This window comes from Arthrobacter sp. KNU-44 (assembly GCF_051843155.1).
Classification (GTDB): Bacteria; Actinomycetota; Actinomycetes; order Actinomycetales; family Micrococcaceae; genus Arthrobacter.
Genome location: NZ_JBPXNG010000002.1, coordinates 180,711 through 198,733, shown reverse-complemented (window position 1 = coordinate 198,733; position 18,023 = coordinate 180,711). Strand labels below are relative to the sequence as shown.

11 protein-coding genes and 2 pseudogenes are annotated in these 18,023 nt (G+C 60.8%); 4 read left to right on the top strand and 9 right to left on the bottom strand.

Annotated features, from left to right (window positions below; translation table 11 throughout):
* Positions 1-94: 94 nt before the first annotated feature.
* Positions 95-298, bottom strand: a pseudogene (locus ACSVHC_RS01740) (Y-family DNA polymerase); the annotation flags it as partial.
* 139 nt (positions 299-437) lie between these two features.
* Here ACSVHC_RS01740 and ACSVHC_RS01735 point away from each other — a divergent pair.
* Genes ACSVHC_RS01735 through ACSVHC_RS01725 form a run of 3 tightly spaced genes read left to right on the top strand, consistent with a single transcriptional unit; the run spans position 438 to position 3,666 of the window.
* Positions 438-1,700 carry a site-specific integrase gene (locus tag ACSVHC_RS01735; RefSeq protein WP_439180541.1) on the top strand — a complete coding sequence of 421 codons (1,263 nt, stop codon included), beginning with the start codon at positions 438-440 and terminating at the stop codon, positions 1,698-1,700.
* Complete coding sequence (locus ACSVHC_RS01730) at positions 1,697-2,659, top strand: tyrosine-type recombinase/integrase (RefSeq protein ID WP_439180540.1); 963 nt, start codon at positions 1,697-1,699, stop codon at positions 2,657-2,659. The genes ACSVHC_RS01735 and ACSVHC_RS01730 overlap by 4 nt, the downstream gene beginning before the upstream one ends.
* Positions 2,656-3,666: a tyrosine-type recombinase/integrase gene (locus ACSVHC_RS01725; RefSeq protein ID WP_439180539.1), complete on the top strand. Its 1,011-nt coding sequence runs from the start codon at positions 2,656-2,658 to the stop codon at positions 3,664-3,666. The genes ACSVHC_RS01730 and ACSVHC_RS01725 overlap by 4 nt, the downstream gene beginning before the upstream one ends.
* A 112-nt stretch (positions 3,667-3,778) precedes the next feature.
* Here the strand turns inward: ACSVHC_RS01725 and ACSVHC_RS01720 are convergent.
* The 3 genes and pseudogenes from ACSVHC_RS01720 to mobF form a co-directional block, all read right to left on the bottom strand.
* Positions 3,779-3,907, bottom strand: a pseudogene (locus ACSVHC_RS01720) (Y-family DNA polymerase); the annotation flags it as partial.
* The gene (locus ACSVHC_RS01715; protein ID WP_439180538.1) at positions 3,900-4,331 is read right to left on the bottom strand and encodes a LexA family protein; all 432 of its coding nucleotides are present in this window, start codon (positions 4,329-4,331) and stop codon (positions 3,900-3,902) included. The pseudogene ACSVHC_RS01720 and the gene ACSVHC_RS01715, both read right to left, overlap by 8 nt.
* 782 nt (positions 4,332-5,113) lie before the next feature.
* Positions 5,114-8,671 carry a MobF family relaxase gene (mobF, locus tag ACSVHC_RS01710; RefSeq protein WP_439180537.1) on the bottom strand — a complete coding sequence of 1,186 codons (3,558 nt, stop codon included), beginning with the start codon at positions 8,669-8,671 and terminating at the stop codon, positions 5,114-5,116.
* A gap of 825 nt (positions 8,672-9,496) precedes the next feature.
* On the opposite strand from mobF, the gene ACSVHC_RS01705 reads away from it, so the two are divergent.
* Positions 9,497-10,726: an IS110 family RNA-guided transposase gene (locus tag ACSVHC_RS01705; RefSeq protein WP_439181369.1), complete on the top strand. Its 1,230-nt coding sequence runs from the start codon at positions 9,497-9,499 to the stop codon at positions 10,724-10,726.
* Between the two features lie 843 nt (positions 10,727-11,569).
* On the opposite strand, the gene ACSVHC_RS01700 is transcribed toward ACSVHC_RS01705, so the two are convergent.
* From ACSVHC_RS01700 to ACSVHC_RS01680, 5 genes are all read right to left on the bottom strand, one after another.
* Positions 11,570-14,002, bottom strand: coding sequence for a hypothetical protein (locus ACSVHC_RS01700; RefSeq protein WP_439180536.1), 2,433 nt, complete (start codon positions 14,000-14,002; stop codon positions 11,570-11,572).
* Between the two features lie 197 nt (positions 14,003-14,199).
* Complete coding sequence (locus ACSVHC_RS01695; protein WP_439180535.1) at positions 14,200-15,234, bottom strand: DUF4192 family protein; 1,035 nt, start codon at positions 15,232-15,234, stop codon at positions 14,200-14,202.
* Positions 15,235-15,554: 320 nt separating this feature from the next.
* Complete coding sequence (locus tag ACSVHC_RS01690; RefSeq protein WP_439180534.1) at positions 15,555-16,559, bottom strand: hypothetical protein; 1,005 nt, start codon at positions 16,557-16,559, stop codon at positions 15,555-15,557.
* Positions 16,559-17,044: a hypothetical protein gene (locus tag ACSVHC_RS01685; protein ID WP_439180533.1), complete on the bottom strand. Its 486-nt coding sequence runs from the start codon at positions 17,042-17,044 to the stop codon at positions 16,559-16,561. The genes ACSVHC_RS01690 and ACSVHC_RS01685 overlap by 1 nt, the downstream gene beginning before the upstream one ends.
* Complete coding sequence (locus ACSVHC_RS01680) at positions 17,031-17,924, bottom strand: oxygenase MpaB family protein (RefSeq protein ID WP_439180532.1); 894 nt, start codon at positions 17,922-17,924, stop codon at positions 17,031-17,033. The genes ACSVHC_RS01685 and ACSVHC_RS01680 overlap by 14 nt, the downstream gene beginning before the upstream one ends.
* Between the last annotated feature and the right edge of the window lie 99 nt (positions 17,925-18,023).

Sequence of the window (18,023 nt, the reverse complement as noted above, 5' to 3'; positions counted from 1 at the left end):
GCGCCGGGGCGTCCTATAGTCTCCAGGGCTGGGTCCGGCGGGGAAGAGATTGATATGGCCGCCGCGCGCAACAACAGATTTCAGGGTACAGAAAGTAGACCTCCTGCCAGGCGGAGTACCGGGCCAGGAGCTCCATGACCCGGGCGCTGATCGAACCGTATAGCTCGTAGTTGCTGGACCTCGCCACGAGCCCCCATTCCTTGGCCCGCGGCGCCAGTTTGAACCACGGCTCACCCAGCACAATCCCGAGCTTCTTCGCCTCGTCCGAGCGCGTTACGGCGCACCCGTCGTTGTTGGACTTCTGTTGCCGGGGTGGTTATGTGGCGGCGGACGCATGATGGTGCGTTCTTCCGGCTCTGCGTCGTTGTTCCATGGCACATAACTGCCGGGGGGCGGATGGTGGTTACTTCATTTCTTCTGTGAGAAGGGAAGTTGCCATGTTGGAAGAGTATTTCGCGAAGCCGTCCACTGTTGATCGGCTGCGGAGCTCGTGGATGGGTGCGGCGATCGAGGACTATGTTGTTTGGCTGGCCGCGCACGACTACAAGGAAAGGTATGTCTGGTCGCGGGTTCCGATTGTCTTTGCCTTCGGTGAGTTCGCGGCCGCTCGTGGCGTCACCCAGATTGAGGAGTTGCCAACGCAGGTAGACGCGTTCGTTGAATATCGGGTGGGCCTTCACGAGGAGCACACGGGGTCGAGCCGTTCGATGGCCAATGAGGTCCGGGGTCCCGTGGAGCACATGCTCTCGGTTGTCCTGGACGGTTATGAACAGACCGGCCGGAGGCGGAATCTGCACCCGTTCGCCGACACTGTCCCGGGCTTCTTCGACTACCTTGTCCAGGAGCGGGGCCTCCGCCCGCTCACGATACGCGGTTACCGTATCCACCTGGATCACTTTGAAACCTACCTGCGCCAGATCGGTGTGAAGTCCGTGCAGGAGCTCTCCCCGGCGATCCTGAGTGCCTTCCTCGTGGAGCGCGCCGGGACAGGACTGGCGAAAACCACGATGCGGGATGAAGCGGTTTCATTGAAGGTTTTCCTGCGGTACGCGCACCGTCAGGGACTCCTTTCCGCGGACCTGAGCCCGACAGTCGGATGGCCTCAGGTTTACCGGTTATCGGACATTCCAAGGTCCATTTCCTGGGCTGAGGTCAACCAGGTTCTGGCTGGTGTTGACCGCCGGACTGAGACCGGCCGGCGCGATTATGCCATTTTGTTGTTGCTGGTCACCTACGGGCTGCGGGGCCGGGAAATCGCTGCCCTGACCCTTGATGACATCGACTGGAAGCATGAGCGCTTGGCCGTTCCCGAACGCAAGGCCGGTCACTCAACAGCGTTTCCCCTTTCCGCCGTGGTCGGCGACGCTCTCGTTGACTACCTTCAGCATGGACGCCCCACAACCAATGACCGGCATGTCTTCATGCGCACGATCGCCCCTCGTCGGCCCCTGAGCGCTGCCGCAGTTTCGTCCTGCGCCCGCTTTCACCTGCTCAATGCCGGCATCGAGGTCCGCCGGCCGGGGTCTCACACTTTGCGCCATTCAGCAGTGCAACGCCTGGTCGATGCGAACTTCACGCTGAAATCCATCGGCGACTTCGTCGGGCATCGCTCGACGCGTTCCACCGAGGTCTACGCCAAGGTGGCAGTCGAAGCGCTCCGCGAAGTCGCACTAGGTGATGGCGAGACGGTGCTGAAATGAGCGCGAACCTTGCCTCGACCGTCGCCGACTTCCTGGCCTATAAGCGGGCACTGGGCAGGAAGTACTTGTCTGAGGAAGCCACCTTGGACCTGCTTATCGACTTCACCGAAGAGCACGCAGTAACGGACCTGGCCGGACTCACGCCGGGGCTGCTCGATGAGTTTGTGGCCTCCCGGCCGAGAGAGCGGTCGCGTAGTTTCAACCATCTCATCGGCGTTACCAGCACTTTCCTTGCCTGGGCCATCGCCCAGCAGCGGATGGACGCAGTTCAGTGGCAAGGGAAACGCCGTCAAGAGACGGACCGGCGGCTGCCGTTCCTGTTTGATCCAAACCAGGCCCGTCAGCTCCTCAACGCCGCCGCGGCCCTTCCCGACTACTCCCGCGGCAGGGGCCGCGGCCCGACCTATCACGCCATCTTCGCATTGTGCTACGGTCTCGGACTCAGAGTCGGGGAGGCCTGCAACCTGCGCCTGGAGGACATTGATACCGTCAAGCAGCTACTCATCGTCCATGGCGGCAAATTCGGCAAGAGCCGCTTGGTCCCTTATGGTCCCCGCATCGGAGAGCTGCTCGCTCTTCAACTCCAGCGCCGGAACGAGAAAGGTGGCACAGGGCCGGATCCGTTGTTCACTTTCGACGGCCGACACAGCGTCACCTCATGCGGCGTGAGCGAAACGTTCAGACACCTCACCGAGGAACTCGCGTTTCCCGTTCCCGCGGGAACCAGCGCACCCCGCCTGCACTGCCTGCGTCACTCCTTCGCCGTTGGATGCCTGCTGCGCTGGTATCGCGAAGGCCTGGACCCGTCGGCCATGCTCATCCAGCTCTCAACATTCATGGGACACGTCAGTCCCGCCTCCACCGCTGTCTACGTGACGATCACCCCGGAACTTCTCTCAGAAGCCAGTCGGAGATTCGAAGCATTCGCCAAACCCGTCTGGTCGGAGGAAAAACCATGACCGGAAACCAACAATTAGGACAACTGGTCCACTCCTTCTTTATCGACCAGCTCACCACCGTCAAGGGCTTACGGCCCTCGTCAATGCGCAGCTACAGCGACACCATCCGTCTGTTGCTGTGCTTCGTGGCCCAGCGAAAGGGCACCAAAATCACCAAACTCACTCTCGAGGACATGAGCTTCGAGCACGTCCTCGGTTTCCTCCGATATTTGGAAGACGACCGCCACAACCACGCCCGAACCCGCAACCAACGACTGGCCGCGCTGCACACATTCTTCGAATACATCGCCAGCCGGGAACCCGCAATGCTCCAAACCTGCCAACGGGTTGCCGCCATCCCTACCAAACGCGTCCCACCAGCGCAGACACACTTCCTGGAACGGGACGAGATGGAGTCGCTGCTGCAGCACCTGCCAGCCAGCGGCCGCTTCGCCCAACGGGACCACGCCCTGATCCTTTTCCTCTACAACACCGGAGCCCGGGCCCAGGAAGTCGCCGAGCTTCGCGCCGGGAATCTCGAGCTCGGCGACCGGGCCCTCGTCAGGCTCCACGGCAAGGGAGATAAATGGCGGACCTGCCCGCTATGGGACCAGACCGGGAAACTGCTCACCGCGCTGCTGGCCTCATCAGGACATCCACCCGCGGCAGACGCCCCGGTCTTCTGTTCAGCCACCGGCGAAGCGCTCACCCGCTTCGGTATCTACAAAGTCGTGCGGCGGCTCGCCGGACATCTCGATAAACCCGGAACCCACCGAACGGTCAGCCCTCACATCTTCCGTCATACCGCAGCGATGCACCTGCTGGAATCCGGAGTGGAAATCAACGTCATCAGCGACTGGCTCGGCCACGCCGACCTGACAACCACAAACCGCTACGCGGAAATCAACACCAGGACCAAACTGGAAGCCCTGCGAGTAACCGAACCGTCCGACGCTTCAGCGGCACACCGCCCCACCCCCGTCTGGAGATCCGACGAAACCCTACTGAACTGGCTCTCAAACCTATGAAGATTATGTGGCCCTGCAACCGCCCAAAACCCACCGACCAAACCCCGCTCTCCCGGACAGGGCCACATAACCACCCCGGCAACAGAACTCCAATTATGTTCCGCGGAACATAATTGGACAGGACAATCAGCGGTTTGCCTTCGAGGGAAGGATCGAAGATCCGCTCAGCTGAGGCGTAAAAGCAGTTGACGTCGATGTGGGCGATTTCCTGCATGCGGCGCATCACCGCCGGCTTAGACATAGTGAAGGCACCTGACCGCGACGCCCCAGATCCGCAGATCCGAAAGTTCCTGGACACGGATCGGCGGGTACTTGGGATTGTCCGCCTCCAGGATCACGCCGTTCCTGGTGATCCGCAGTCGCTTGATGGTCAGTTCGCCGTCCAGGATCGCCACCACCACGGACCCGTCCCTAGGCTCCAATGCCTTGTTCACGATGAGTTCGTCGCCGTCGCTGATGCCGCCCGGCTCCATGGAGTCCCCGGACACCCGCACGATGAAGGTGCTGGTCTTGTCCTTGATCAGGTGCTCGTTCAGGTCAAGCTCAGAAGAAAAATAGTCCTGCGACGGGGAGGGGTAGCCCGCCGGGACGGCCACCGGTGCCACCGGGACGTGCCCCGGAGGCGCCCCCGCGTCTATCATGCGAGGGTCCAAAGCAAGACTCATGACACACCTTTTATTCGAAAATATGTTCGAATAAAGTCTAGCCGCTCACTCTGACATTTCGGGTTCCCCGCTGGTATCTGCTCCCAAGACCCAGAGCGATTCGGATCGAGATGTGGTCGTGGCACGGACCGTCATTCGCCGACCGCGGCTACACAGCGCCTGTACGGTCTGTAGGAGAGATGTGTTCGCGCAATTGGAGGATCACCGATCTGCTGAGACCTTCGAGGCTCTGTTTCGAGAGGTCCCTTTGTCGGGAGCCCAAGCATGGCACCTCGAAGCCTGTATGAAGTACGTGGCCGGCCACGGCGAACCCGGCCTGACCTGAGCTGGATCCGGTGATATCAACAGGACGGTCCCTGCCCAGATGGGTTCTTCCAATGCTTCCAGCCATGCACTCTGAACGTGACCGAAACGGTTCCAGTTGATCGTGATCCACGAGCCGGTGGGCTCAAGAGCGTCTACGCTCAGGACTGTAATTTCTGCGGTTGTGCCGTGGGTTCGCCGAGCCTCTTCGAGGTGATCCCACTTTGCGCTGGCTTCCAGAAGCCAAGCGCGACGGCGACCGGACCGTACAAGCCAAACTGTGCCGACGGTGACAGCGGAGCTGAGGACAACGGCCCAGCCAAGCAAATGCGCCGCATCAATAGACCAGCTGAGAGCCAGGCTTCCGAGAAAGTACGCTGCGCAAAGCGCAACTATCGCGCTGGCGAAAATCAGGGCGGGCGTCGCAACTTTTGGTCTAATGGCTGGGTTCGAGATCATGGCATGCCTTCCCGCCTATTTTAGAGCTGCCAGCCGACATTGATAAGGCTCGCTTCTTGGTTCCCCAAGGCTTCCACCCAAGGGCCGGGCTCCTGATGTCCAACGGAACGGGACGCTGCGTGGACAATGAACCCCCGAATGGTTTCATACTGCGATTTCCGTTCCCACTCGCATTCCGCAGGAACAGGTCCGAGCGGAAGCGGCGAGTTTTCGATGCCCCACCTGTCTCGGTAGACAGCGACTCTGCCAACCACGTGGAGTATGTCGTCCACGCCTGCCACCTGCAGAATCTCGAGGAGGTTTCGCTTCCATTCGGGGTCCGTAATGACTGCTCTTCTGCTCACCTCCTCGGCCCTGCGCTTAATCCGTTCCGCCACCTGGCTGATCATGTCGGCTAGATCGGGCCGATCAGCTTGAACCGGGTCCGGGATAAGCGCCGGTGCACGTTCGGGCAATCCTGCCATGAAATTACGGAGTCGGGCATGGATGACCGCAGAGGCGTCTTTCGCCGTCGTGCTTGTCTCCAACGCATTTGCAACGATCCGCTGAGCGGTTGATCGGCTTTCTCCCGTTGATCGGCGCCACGCTGCGATGGCCGCGCCCCACGACGGGGATTGCTGAAGCTCGCCAACGTTGCCGGGGCTGCGGGCCTGGAGGAATTTAGTCAGGTCTTCCGCGGACGCGATTTGTACGAGGTAGTCATATTCGGCGCTGAGTCGTTCCAAGCTGTCGGAGCTGAGTTGTTCGGCGTCGCGGACTTCGTGGGCGGTCCGTTCGGCGCCTTCGGCAGCGATTGCCTCGTCCAAGATCTCTCGCCATGATGCGTGCGAGGAGGGATCAAGGGGCTCGGCATCTGTAGGGTCAACGTCGCAGACATAGGCGTAGTTGCCCAGGCGTCCGCGGGTCATGCTCACGTACAGAAGTTCGCGAGTGAGCCGTCCCCTTGTGACGACGCTGTGGCCGGCGTCCACCGTGAGCCCCTGCGATCGGTGGGCGGTCGTCGCGTATCCCAGCTCCACTGCAGACTCAACATAGTCTCGATGCAGCGTGACGGCGGCACCGGTGTCCCTGCGGACCGCGGTAAGGGAGCCGTCGCGCCTGCCGACACGTACGACGTCGAGCAGGGTCCCGTTGCGGATGAAGTCACCGTTGCTGTCGGCAACTGTGCGGTCGTTGCGGCGTGCAATGATCATGTCACCGCGCCCGGCACGCATTCCGTCGCCCAGAAGGACCGCCTGTTCGGCATCCACATGACCCTGGATCACGCGGTCGGCCTGGGCACGTTCGTTGAGCATACCGACGGTATCGTTATCCGCCCCGATGAGAATCGACGACCTTCCCGCCCGGATATCGGATTGCCACCTCAGGTAGGCCTGATCGACCATGTCCAGATACTCGCCATGGCGGATCCGCTGGTGCTCGTCGTAGTCGGTGATGGCCGCGAAGTCCCCGGCGCGCAGTTTCAGCGACGCCGCCCGTTCCCAGGCATGCTCGAACCGCCAGATAGTGCTCAGCCGGGCGGTTTTGCCCTGCCGGTCCAGCCAGCCGAGAACACCGCCGGCGTCGATGGCGTCCAGTTGCCCGGGATCGCCCACCAGCAGGACCTTGGCCCCGGCATCCCGGGCCTGATGCACCAAGGCGGACAGCTGAAAGGTCGAGACCATGGAGGCTTCGTCGACGACGACCAACTGGTTCCGATGGAACCGCCATCGGTTCTGCTCGGCCGCCAAGCGGGTGGCTTCTTGCGCCAGACGGGTATTGCTCGCTACAGAGTTACCTAGCCGCTTTTCGGCGGCGAAGAACCGCTCGGCCCGGTGGCTGGCCCCCTCGCCAACTGACTCGAACAGCCACTTCGCGACATTCTCCGTGACCATCGACAGCTCCCGCCCAAGAACCTCGGCGCTCGCAGCCGCAGGTGCCAGCCCTACGACACTGCCGCTTCCGAATTCTGCTTCCCACGCTGCCTTGACCGCGCCGAGCGCGGTGGTCTTGCCGGTGCCGGCCGGGCCGACGACGGCGTCGAGCCGGTTGCCGCTGAGCAGTACCTCAGCAGCGGCAGCCCGCTGATCTTGATGCAGCCCGAAGGTGCCGTGGTGTCGGTATCCGGCGAGTGCCTCCAGGGCGACGGTCGCGCGGATGGCCGGCCCGCCGCCGTCGTTCCTTGCCGCCATAACGGCTTCCTCGCAGGCAACGGTCGACGCGTCGGTGTAGAGAAGGGAGCCGTGGAAGTCGAAGACGCTCTGCTTGCCGAGGCGGAGATCGGGCTGGGCGTCTGCGGGGACGGTGTACCGGTACTCATTGAGGGGAACCGATTGGGCCTCGGCGGCCGTGGCGACGGCATCAATCAGAGCATTGCGGTTCTCCGGTGCGTGGCAGCGAATCGCGGCGCAGACCCGTTCGGCTTCTGCGAGGAGGTTCCAGCGGTTCCAGGTGGCGCGTTTGGCGGCGACCCGCTTCCGGGTGACCGACGCGACGGCGTCGATCCAGTCGGCCGTGAAGTCGGACGAGCGGAACGGGACGGCATGCGAACGTCGCACGGTGTTGGAGAGAACGTTGCTTGGGTCGAAGCCTTTGGCTTCGGCGCGTGCGCGCCACTGCGAGGAGAGCATGTGCAGCGGGGTGATCGTGTCCGGTTTGGAGGTCCTGGTAGAGAGTGTCGCCTGTTGGCGGAGTTTGATGGTGGTTGTTGCCGTCGGGGAAGCGCCATGGGCTCTTGTCCATTCGGCGACGAGGCGATCGGTTTCGACCTCGATAAGTCGGGAGCGGTTAGAGAATTCGCGAATCAGGACGCGGTCGACGCCGGTGAGCTGAGGGCTGGGGCTACGTGTCGTGGCTGGGGGGTCGCGGATGTCCGTGTCGGTCCCGAGGTTCCGGTGGAGCGCGTCGAAGAGCAGCCCGTTGTAGTGCTCGCTAGCGGCGACCGCAGCCTTGTACAGCGTCCGGGAGTCCAAGGTGACCCAGGCGCCGTCGGTGATGCGCTGGACGCGGTTGGCGATGACCAGGTGGGTGTGTAGCTGCGGGTCGCCGGCGCGTGATTCCCAGTGGTCAAACGCGGCGGCGATGGCGCCGCGGGTGCCGATGAGGGCGATGCCGTTGCGCCCGGCACGGGTATGGATAACGAGTTCTTCGAGCCATTGCAGGGTGGCGTTGACGGCGTATTGGTGGGTCTGCAGGATCTGTTCCTGGAGGGCCCGGGGGCTCAGCGCCCAGAGCACAGATACGGACTTAGGGACGCTGAAGGTGAGGTCGAAACCGGCAACCGCCCTTCGTATTGCGGTTTGTCCTTGGGTGTTTTGGGCGATGGTGGGTTGGCCATGCGGCCGGCCCAGCGGGATGCCGGTGTCCGGATGGACCGTTTCGTCGAAGATGGCTTTGGCATCGGTTTCGGTGACTGGGTCGCCGCGGGCTCGGCCGATGCCGTCCAGTCCGGAGCCGAGCCAGCGCCCTTGGGGGGTCCCCGCCTTCATGTAGTAAGTGGTGGCGTCTGCGGGAGTCGGCGACACATCGTCCATCATCGTGGTCTTGAACAGGTACTTCAGGCCCGACTGCGCCGAGAGCCTGGCGATGGACATGGTCATGGCATTGGGGTGGGGGATTGCTGACGGGCTGGCTTCCATCCCCGACGGCGAAGGATCTGGTCAGTTGTTCGATCCAGTGCGATGCGTTGTGCTTGTGAGACTGCGACCAAACGGGCGGCGACGTGGGCCAGGTCCTGGATATTAGTTCGTTGGGCGCGCTTAAGGTGGGCGAGCTCTCCTTGGAGGAGTCTGATGCGGTCGTGTTGCTCCGTGTTCTCCGCTTGGAGGCGTTCGAGTTCTGTTGACTGGGACTGGACGACAGTTTGGAGGGTGTCGATGTGCTGTAGGTAGATCTTGGTAGGTACGTCGCATTCTTGGCTCGCTGCGTGTTGATGGGCGGTGCGCTTCGAAGAGCACTCCGTTTCCTGACCTTTGTTTTTCGTCAGCTGAACCATCGCTCCCCGCGTTCGGAGCCGCCGTCGGCGGTCGCGCTGCCTGTTGGCGCAGCGCGTCGTACAAAACCGCTGAGAGGTGCGAGACGGCTCGAAGCCTTTAAGACATTCGGCGCAAACTTTTCTACTCACGCCGGTTCATAGACACCAGGTCCAACCGCGACATGACATCCCGTGAGCCAGTACTCACGGCGACGCCTTGGATGCCAGAGGTGTAGCTCATGCGGGAGTATCTTCCGCGGGCCGAGGGGTGAGAATTGTGGTGCCGCTTGGCGACGTCTATTCACATTGGTGCGGGTGAGCCCGTAGACGTGTATGACGCGGGGTCCGTGGGTGAGCCGGATTGTTGCCGTACCGTGGGTCTGTTTCCTGATCAGAGGATCCTCCAAGCGGCGCTGATATTGATTCTCGCTTCAAAGGATGGGTGATTCTGATGGACGTGATGTTCGAACGCGTCGCCGGGCTGGACATCGGGAAGAAATCGGTGACTGTGTGCGTGCGCACGCCCCGGCCGGACGGTGGTCGTCACGGCGAGACGCGCACGTTTCGGACAATGACGCGCTCGCTAGAGCTGATGAGGGATTGGCTGGTCGGGCAGGGGGTGACGCTGGCGGCAATGGAGTCCACGAGCACGTACTGGAAGCCTGTGGTTTACGCCTTGGAAGAGCGGATGGAGTGCTGGCTGCTCAACGCCGCTCATATGAAGGCGGTTCCGGGCCGCAAAACCGACGTCAAAGACTCTGAGTGGATAGCACAATTGCTCGAACACGGCCTGCTCCGGCCTTCGTTCGTGCCGCCTCCGCCGATCCGCCATCTGCGCCTGCTGACGCGTTACCGGGTGCAGTTGATGGGAGACCGCACCAGGGACGCCGGCCGGTTGGAGAAGATGCTCGAAGATGCCAGCATCAAGATCTCCTCGGTGGCCTCATCCGTGACCACCGTCTCCGCACGCGCCATGCTCGCGGGGCTGATCGCCGGGGAAGCTGATCCGGAGGTTTTGGCGCAACTGGCGAAGGGAAAGATGCGGTCCAAGATCCCTGACCTGATCGAGGCGTTGACGGGCCACTTCGATGCCGATCATGCCCGGCTGGCTGCGGCGATGCTGGGTCGCCTTGACCGGGTGGAGGCCGCGTTGGCGACACTTGATGCGGCCATTGCGGACGCTTCACGTCCGTGGGCCCATCAGGTTGAGTTGCTGCAGACGATTCCGGGAGTGGGGCTGAAAGTCGCGCAGGTCATCATCGCCGAAACAGGCGGTGACATGTCGCGGTTCCCGTCGGCGGCGCACTTGGCGGCGTGGGCAGGTGTCGCGCCGGCGATCCACGAGTCGGCTGGGCGCAGGACTCCGGCTGGTGCGAGGCACGGAAACAAGTGGCTCACCTCGGCACTGGTCGAGGCGGCCGCGTCGGCGGCACGCAGTAAAAACACCTACCTCTCGGCGCAGCAGGCCCGGATCGCTTCCTGCCGCGGCGCCAAACGGGCACAGGTCGCGGCCGCGCATTCAATCCTGGACAGCGCCTACTACATGATTGAACGCAACGAGCCGTACCACGATCTCGGACCGGAGTGGATGCAGCACCGGCACGAGCAGGCCCGGACCCGACAGCTGGTCGCCCAACTCGAACGTCTTGGTCACACAGTGGTCATCGACCCGGTCGCCTGATTCCCAGACCCACCTATTGCCCGGAGCGACACCTCCGGCGGGTCACCCACGCCCTGCTCAGGTTATTCACGGGTCTGTGAACGGGTGGGGAAGTTCCTTCGGCGTGAAGGGGATGAGAATTGTGGTGCCGCTTGGCGACGTCGATTCGCATTGGTACGGGCGAGCCGCTAGAGGTGTTGACAGGGGTTCTTGGGTGTGCCGGTATCTTGTCGTAGAGCCCGTGGGTCTGCTTCCTGATCAGAAGATCCTCCAGACGGCGTCGATATTGATTCTCGCTTCAAAGGATGGGTGATTCTGATGTCCGTGATTTTCGAGAGCGCTACCGGGTTGGAAATCGGCAAGAAGTCGGTAACCGTGTGCATACGCACCCCAGGACCGGGCGGTGGTCGTCACGGCGGCGGCGTAACGTCTACCAATTGACATCCCAATGTCCAAAGCCGTCTTGCAACGCATGGAAGCCATCGTGCTCACCGGTAATAGTTTCAAGGGACGCAAAGTTGCCACCTCAAGTGGGACCCAGTTTGAAAGTACTACCGACACACGAGTGGCACATGGGAATTGACGACTTCGCCGAGGCAGTCACGGGTCCGCCCAGCACGTCGGCGAACACCGCAGCCGGCCACCGAGGCGAGGTAGACGTCTTGGACTGTGGTGTAGGGCGGCATGCTGGAGCCAGCCGGATATTCGTCGAACATAAGGGGGCAGCCTTTGGGATCCGCAGCCGGGCACACAGAATCCGGTCAGAACTCGCCAGCTCCTGCTACCATGAACGCCGCAAGCCGTTGCTGTCCGCGCGATCTGGTGCAAACGACTGTGTGCAACGATGCATTTGGGTCTGGCGAGTCACTCCTCATTTTCGGTTGATGCCTTCCTCTTGTCCTTCGCCCGATTAGCTTTCCGTCGCGCTTCCGCCATCTGGGCAGCCAATCGGACACCCTGGATGTTCCAATCGAAGGCAAGCGATTCAGGTGATGCGAAGCGCTCCCAGATGTCGTCTAGATACTCCTTGAAAATATCAGCACGATCCAGGCGATCGTGAATGGCCCGCACATCACGGATGGAGGCACGGATGCTTGGATCAAAAATCGGAGTATCAACCACCATGCCATCCAGATAGGAGAACTGAGTGACCATCTCCTTATACATGTAGGCCCCAATGCTCGTTATCCGATAGGGGCCGAGATCTTCCTGCCCAGGCGCCGTTTCCACGAGTTTATGGGCGACTGCCCTACCCAGGTGCCACTGAATCTGTTCGGGTTTGAATACCCATGACTGAGCGGTCTCGAAGATGATCTCCGCCTCAACGTAACCATCTCCGGGCATAGTCTCACCACGCTCGTGAATAAAGGCGAGCAAGAGGGGGAGCAAGAAGTGCTCGCGCTCATCCCCTACGAATATGTCAAACAAATTCACTATCCGGCTGGATGTTGGGTTGTAGTAATCGTTCTCACCAAAAATGATGGATCTTAAGAACTCATGGACTGGAATAGTGTAGGTGCCGCCTCGTTCAGCGACATCCAACACCCATCCCGTGTCTACATAACCGCTTCCTATGAAGGCGGACAGGAACTCGAGAGCGAGTCTCACATTGCCCCCGCTCAAGTTTTCGAGCAGCTCCATCAAGGTTTCGTTCTTTGTGAATCCAAGTTCAAGGGCGTCAAGATATGCGAGTAGGTCTTCGACGCTGAGACTTAGCCCGCCTGTCTCCATGCTGCCTTCCAGCAGCTGTTTGCGTGCGAAAACCAGTCGCTTCGCCACAACTTGCGAGACTTTTGGGGGAGACACAAGGAACGCCCGAGGTTGATAGGCGGCGAGGGACCCTCGTCTCTTGGAGTCGTAGAAAGTCGACGGCCGAAGAGAGACGAAAACGGTGGCCCCCAAGGAAGAACTGAGTGACTGGGCAATCACGAAAGCTTCGTTCTGGAAATCAACAGACCTCTGGTCAAGGTTGTCCAAAACTATTACGGATTTTCTGCGAGCCGAGTAGTCAAGATGCTTCAGGGATCGTTCAAGATGCGTGGCCCTGTCTTCGACAAACTTGGCCAGTTCGGCAATTTCATGTCTTTGGAACGAGTCAGGGTCCGTTGAAGCCAACGGTCCATATATGCCCTTTCGAAAACGATTCAGGTCGGCGTTGTATACCGCTCGCACGAACTTATTTTCGAAAATATCCAATTCATGATTGGATTCCATTTGCTCGATTACAGCATCAATTATGTGTCGCTGCAGCTCGGTCTGGAGGGCTGGTTGGCTGCCAAAGTCCACGTAGAATACCAGGCTCGACCGGAGTTCGCTCGCCGCCTCCACGCGGAGCAAGTGCTTAATGAACATTGTCTTACCAACGCCGACGTCGCCCAGAAGTACGATCGGTTTACTGCTGACCGCACCAGCTACTAGATCCCGTTTAAGGGACGGCGCCAATCCCTTTTTGGTGCGCACTGACTCGGCTTCGATACCGAGAGCCCCGGGCAAAACAGAATAGCGGCTTCGAAGTATCTCTTTACTGACCATGGAATATTGCGAGAGTGTTCCGCTCTCGTAATAGCATTCCTTCAAGAAGTCATCCGAAACGGCCGCATCTCCTTCAATGTCTTGGATAAATACAGTGGAGAGGATCTTTAGGTCGGTCTCACGTTCTGAGCGGCGCCGGAAACCTGGATACCGGACGATAAGTGACGACATCTTGGGTGGTGGCTGAGAACTTGGTGTTCCCATCATTAACAACTGGACTAGGCGTTTTTGTATGAGCGCTTCTCGGCTCAACATATCCCACAGGCTTCTGAAGCGCTGCGCCATGTCATCCATTGATACAAAGACGAGCGCCTCACCATCGGTGGCCAGTTTGCCGTCCGTCCGCGAGCCTAAGAAAACAGCGAGCTGGTGCCCATTTGCGATTCCGGCGAGCGGGATCCCCATTCTCTGGGCGTAGCTCAGCACCTGGTCGATCGCGTCGCGGGCAACGGGATCTTCGCGGAGCGTTTTAACCGAAACTGTTGGTCGTCCACCCAACCCCGCGGGCAAATCGAACGTCTTTCCTTCCCGCTTGGCTTCTATTACGAGTAGCCGCCCAGGGGCCGAGACGACGTAGTCGGCGAAGCCTGGATGGGCATACTCCTCCGTCGCGATCCCTGTGCGAGGGTGATTCAGACACTCAGTGAGGATGACATCTATCAGCTGAAAACGTGTTGTGTCTTCATTACGGTTAGAGCTCCCCCCTGAGAGAATCTCCAACAAACGTTGGCGTCCCGATTGGTAGGGATCAACAGCAATTTTCATTTACCCATGTTACGAGGCCTTTTGACATTATTGAGGCCATAACGAGGTCTGTTGCAGGATTTGTGCCGCGCCCGCGCCCTATTGGGCCGGCAAAGGATCGGCGGGGCCGCCCGCACCGCGCAAAAATGGAGCGATCTCAAAGTCGTTGGCGACCCGAGCGCACGATTTCCTTATGACGGCCGATGGTGGACGTTTCGTCAATCCGATGTTCCGAGCCCTCGCGTCCGGTAGGCCGTGTCTTTGTCCATGTTCCAGCCGGCGAGCATTCCGTAACCGAGGAGTTGGTCGCTGAGTTTCGCTAGGCGGTAGCCCGGGTCTGCCTCAAGGGCGAGTTCCATGTATTGGTGGGCTTTGCTGCCGCGGCCTTCCCACCAGTTGATGTAGCCGATGGCGGTGAGGAGTGGCGCCGAGTGTTGGGTGCTGCTGTGCGTGTAGGCGTGGAGCAGTATTTGCTGGGCCCATTCGACGCGGGTCCACTGCGGCTTGCCGGGAGTTTGGGCCAGAAGGATTTGTTCCATGGGGCCGTCGACGCCGGGGATGTCCGCCATGAGTTGGTCGCGGATGGCTGCGAACTGGAAGTTTGCGATCAAAGCCATGGTCTGATCATCGGTCGGGTAGGTTTTGGTCTCGAGGATCCCACACCAGAGCGTTCTCGCCTTTTCGATCGCGCTGTGGTCATGGCATTGTCCAATTGATTTGACGCGTTCCTCGACGGCATCAAACGTGGCCTTCTTATTTGACGGCGGCAGACAGATTCGGCCGGTTCGTGCGACAGAGCTCCCGCGGTACACGAGTTCGGCGTTGATTTCACTGGAGTCAATCATCGACAGGGGTAGCGCGCAGTTGAGGTTGGGGTCGTCGTCGTACGGCGAGACTGTCTCGTCGTCGACGAGGAGGCCGTCCCGGATGATGATGTGTCGCTCGGCCAGAGCCCCGGTGAGGGCGGCGATGACTGAAGCATACGGTTTGTCCTGGCCGGCGGTTGCACTGGTCGAGGTGTAAACGGCAAACAGCGCGCTGGAGGCGTTCGTGTCGTTCGCGAGGTAGCCGGCGACTGTTCGCGCATATGCGCTTTCCCCGCCGTCGCGTTTGGGGAGATCCACGCGGAGAGTCACGCCGATGTGGTTGGCGTCCAGGGTGATGCACACGAGGCTTTCCTGGGGCCAGAAGCCCAGGGTGTGGCCGATGAAGCTGAGGACATCGGCAGGGGTTTTGATGGTGAGCGTTTCCATGGTCCTTCTCTTTCCAAAGCGGCGTCGGCCGTGGGCGTTAGTTTTGGGCGTCGTTCTGATAGAGGATTCAGTGCTGGGCATGAGGGGCCGGAGTGCAACTTGGGGAACCGGCAACAAGCCAAAAGTTCGCGAGGAAATAAGCGGAGCGCCGAACGAAGTTTTGGATTGGGACCGGCGCAAAGCGCCCTGGTTGCGCGGAGGACCCGCCCAGCGATGATCGAGCATCAGAATGACAAACAGCAAGGATTCTTTTGGCCATTCATGGCTGGGTTGATACGGCACGGCATGACGCCGGGCGTCTTGTTACTTAGTCAAGGAATCTATGGTGTGAGCCGCGCGCCGGAGCGGCGCCCAAGGGCGAGTTCGGCGCGTTCGACGACGGAGCGGTCGTGTGCGTTAAGGTGCACTTTGGCCTCACCGCTGGCCATTTCACAGTCGCGGATTTCGACCAGGCGGCGATGGAGCTGTGTTTCGGCGTGCCGGCTGAGGACGATGAGCGCGCTAGCCCGTCGCTTCTCGAGGATCAGGTCGCGGTGGCTGAAAGCCGCACGGTTCCAGATCGGCCCGATTTCCAGGAGCAGGAGCCGGACGTGCAGTAGGAAGTTGCCGTGTTTGAGGTGGCCTTCGAGCCGGGGGAGAAGCAGCCCGAGGCTCACAAGTAGAACCGCGAACGTTTCGCCCACCCAGTAGAGGACGGTCAGAACGGCCGCAGATGGGCTGGCAGCGCCGTCGACCTTCGTTACGACTCCATAGGCTAGACGGTCGACGAGGACAAGAGCGAAGAGGATGCATCCGATGGCGATAAGGACGAAGGCCGATCGGAATGTACGCGCCCGCATGCTTGGTACATTCTCATGGCACGCCCGTGCAATATCGAGACAAATCCACATGATAAATGCGGACCCGCTCCAGAGGAACAACCCCATCCCTGGTTGGTCGCCATAGCTCAGAGGCAAGTTGGGGTCAGTGACGTCGGTGCGGCTCGCGAGAAATCCTACCGTCACGGCCGAGCACGAAATGACCACAGCCCACCGGCCGAAGGCGAGTTGCCGACGTCGTACTTCAACGTCTTCAACTGCCGCCAGCAGGATGGCCGTCCGGAATTGCCAGAATCCCAGGAGCAGAGACAAGAGAGTGACCAGACCGACGTGGTTGCGGCCGCCAAGCAATGGATCGACGCCGTAGTAGACCGCCGGGATGTACAAGGTGCAGGCGATTGCGGCGAGGATGGTCGCGCGGAAGACGCTTCCGCGGTGTGGATCCAGCGCCGCGGGCAGCCGGAGGATGGTCAATACCCAGAGGGTGGCTGCCGGCACGTACTCCATCAGCCGAACACTTTGCGGAACGCTAACGGCTCCGGCGAGGTGCCGGCGTCGCTGTTGATGATGCGTGTTGCGAGCTGATCGGCGAGGGCTTCGGCAGCGAGCTCGGCGTCGTCGGTGTAGCTGCTGCGGGCGAGGGCGCGCAGCACCTGTTCGGGGTCGAGGTCGGGGAGGAGGCTTTTGACGAGCGCGGTGCTTTGGCCATCAAGATCGTGTTTGAGGATCATGTGGCTGAATTCGTGGAGGATGATCTGTTGCCGATGCCAGCCGGATTTGGTCGGTGCGTGGAGGACGATGTCCTGGTCCTCGCAGACGAGCCAGACCCCGCAGAGTTCTTCCTTAGCTAGTTCGGGAAGCTCGACAAGCGTGATGGTTCTTCCGCGTTTTAGCTCGAGCTTCTTGTGGATGAGTTCAAGCGTGGCGTCGTTGGGCAAGCCGAAAGCGTGTTCTGCTTTCCGCGCTACTTTGCGGGCGTCACGGTAGTTCATTGCCGGACGGGATAGGGGAGGACGGAACGTTGACCGGACCGATCTGGTCCAAGGAATACCCGCCGGGGTACATGCGCGAGCCGGCGGCCCCGGGAGTGAAATGTGGTTTGGTGTTCAGCCGTCGACGGCGGTGGATGGCGTTGCGTGCGGCCAGCCCGGTTTTGAGGGCGGTTCGGGAGATCCGGCCAGCTCGGGGGAGGCCGAGCGCGTCGGTGAGGCGATCGTCGTCGAGCATTGTGCTGATGAGCTGTTTCGCTAACGGCCGCAGGGGAGCCGGTAGCCGGCTCTGGAACACTCGGACCGTGCTAACCATGAGGAGTTGGCCCTCCGCCGACGAAGCGATGTGGTTGGCTTCGTAGCCATCGAAGAAGTCCTCGGCTTCCGCGTAGGTGGTAGGCATGCCCGCGATGCTCATTCGAGTGCCCAGTTCCGTGAAGAATCGTGAGGCGGCCGCGAGCTCTGCTGTTGTGGGTTGGCGCCAGGCTTGTTTCCGGATCCAACGGATCGGTACGACCAGCAGCGTGATGAGGACGTAGAGGAAGTCGTCCTTGCTCCCGGGTACATTGCGGTGCACGCGGTTGAGCAACTCGACCATGGTGCGGCCGCGGTCGCTGTCCACACCACAGGAGATGAGCTCATAGATGACGATAGCGGTGTCATAAGAGCGCTTCATGGGCCGTTGTTGGATTTCGGCGTTTGCGTGCAGGGTCGCAGCGATGCTTGGGATTGCGAAGTTGCGGTAGTACGCGAGGAAGAATCCGAGCTCCATGTCCGCGGCTAGGTCGAACAGCACCATCTGGCGGAATGTGGCCTCCCAGTCATCCGGGGAGGCGGTTTGCTGGCGGTGGAGGCTTGCGGCGAGGCTGGCGTTGATGTTCAAGGTTCCCCTGTTCGTCATCTCCGAAGTTCGCTCTCGAAACTGGGGCTCTAGCTCCCCAGCTAAGCTGACCTATTCCATGGTAAAACCGTTGCTTTTACG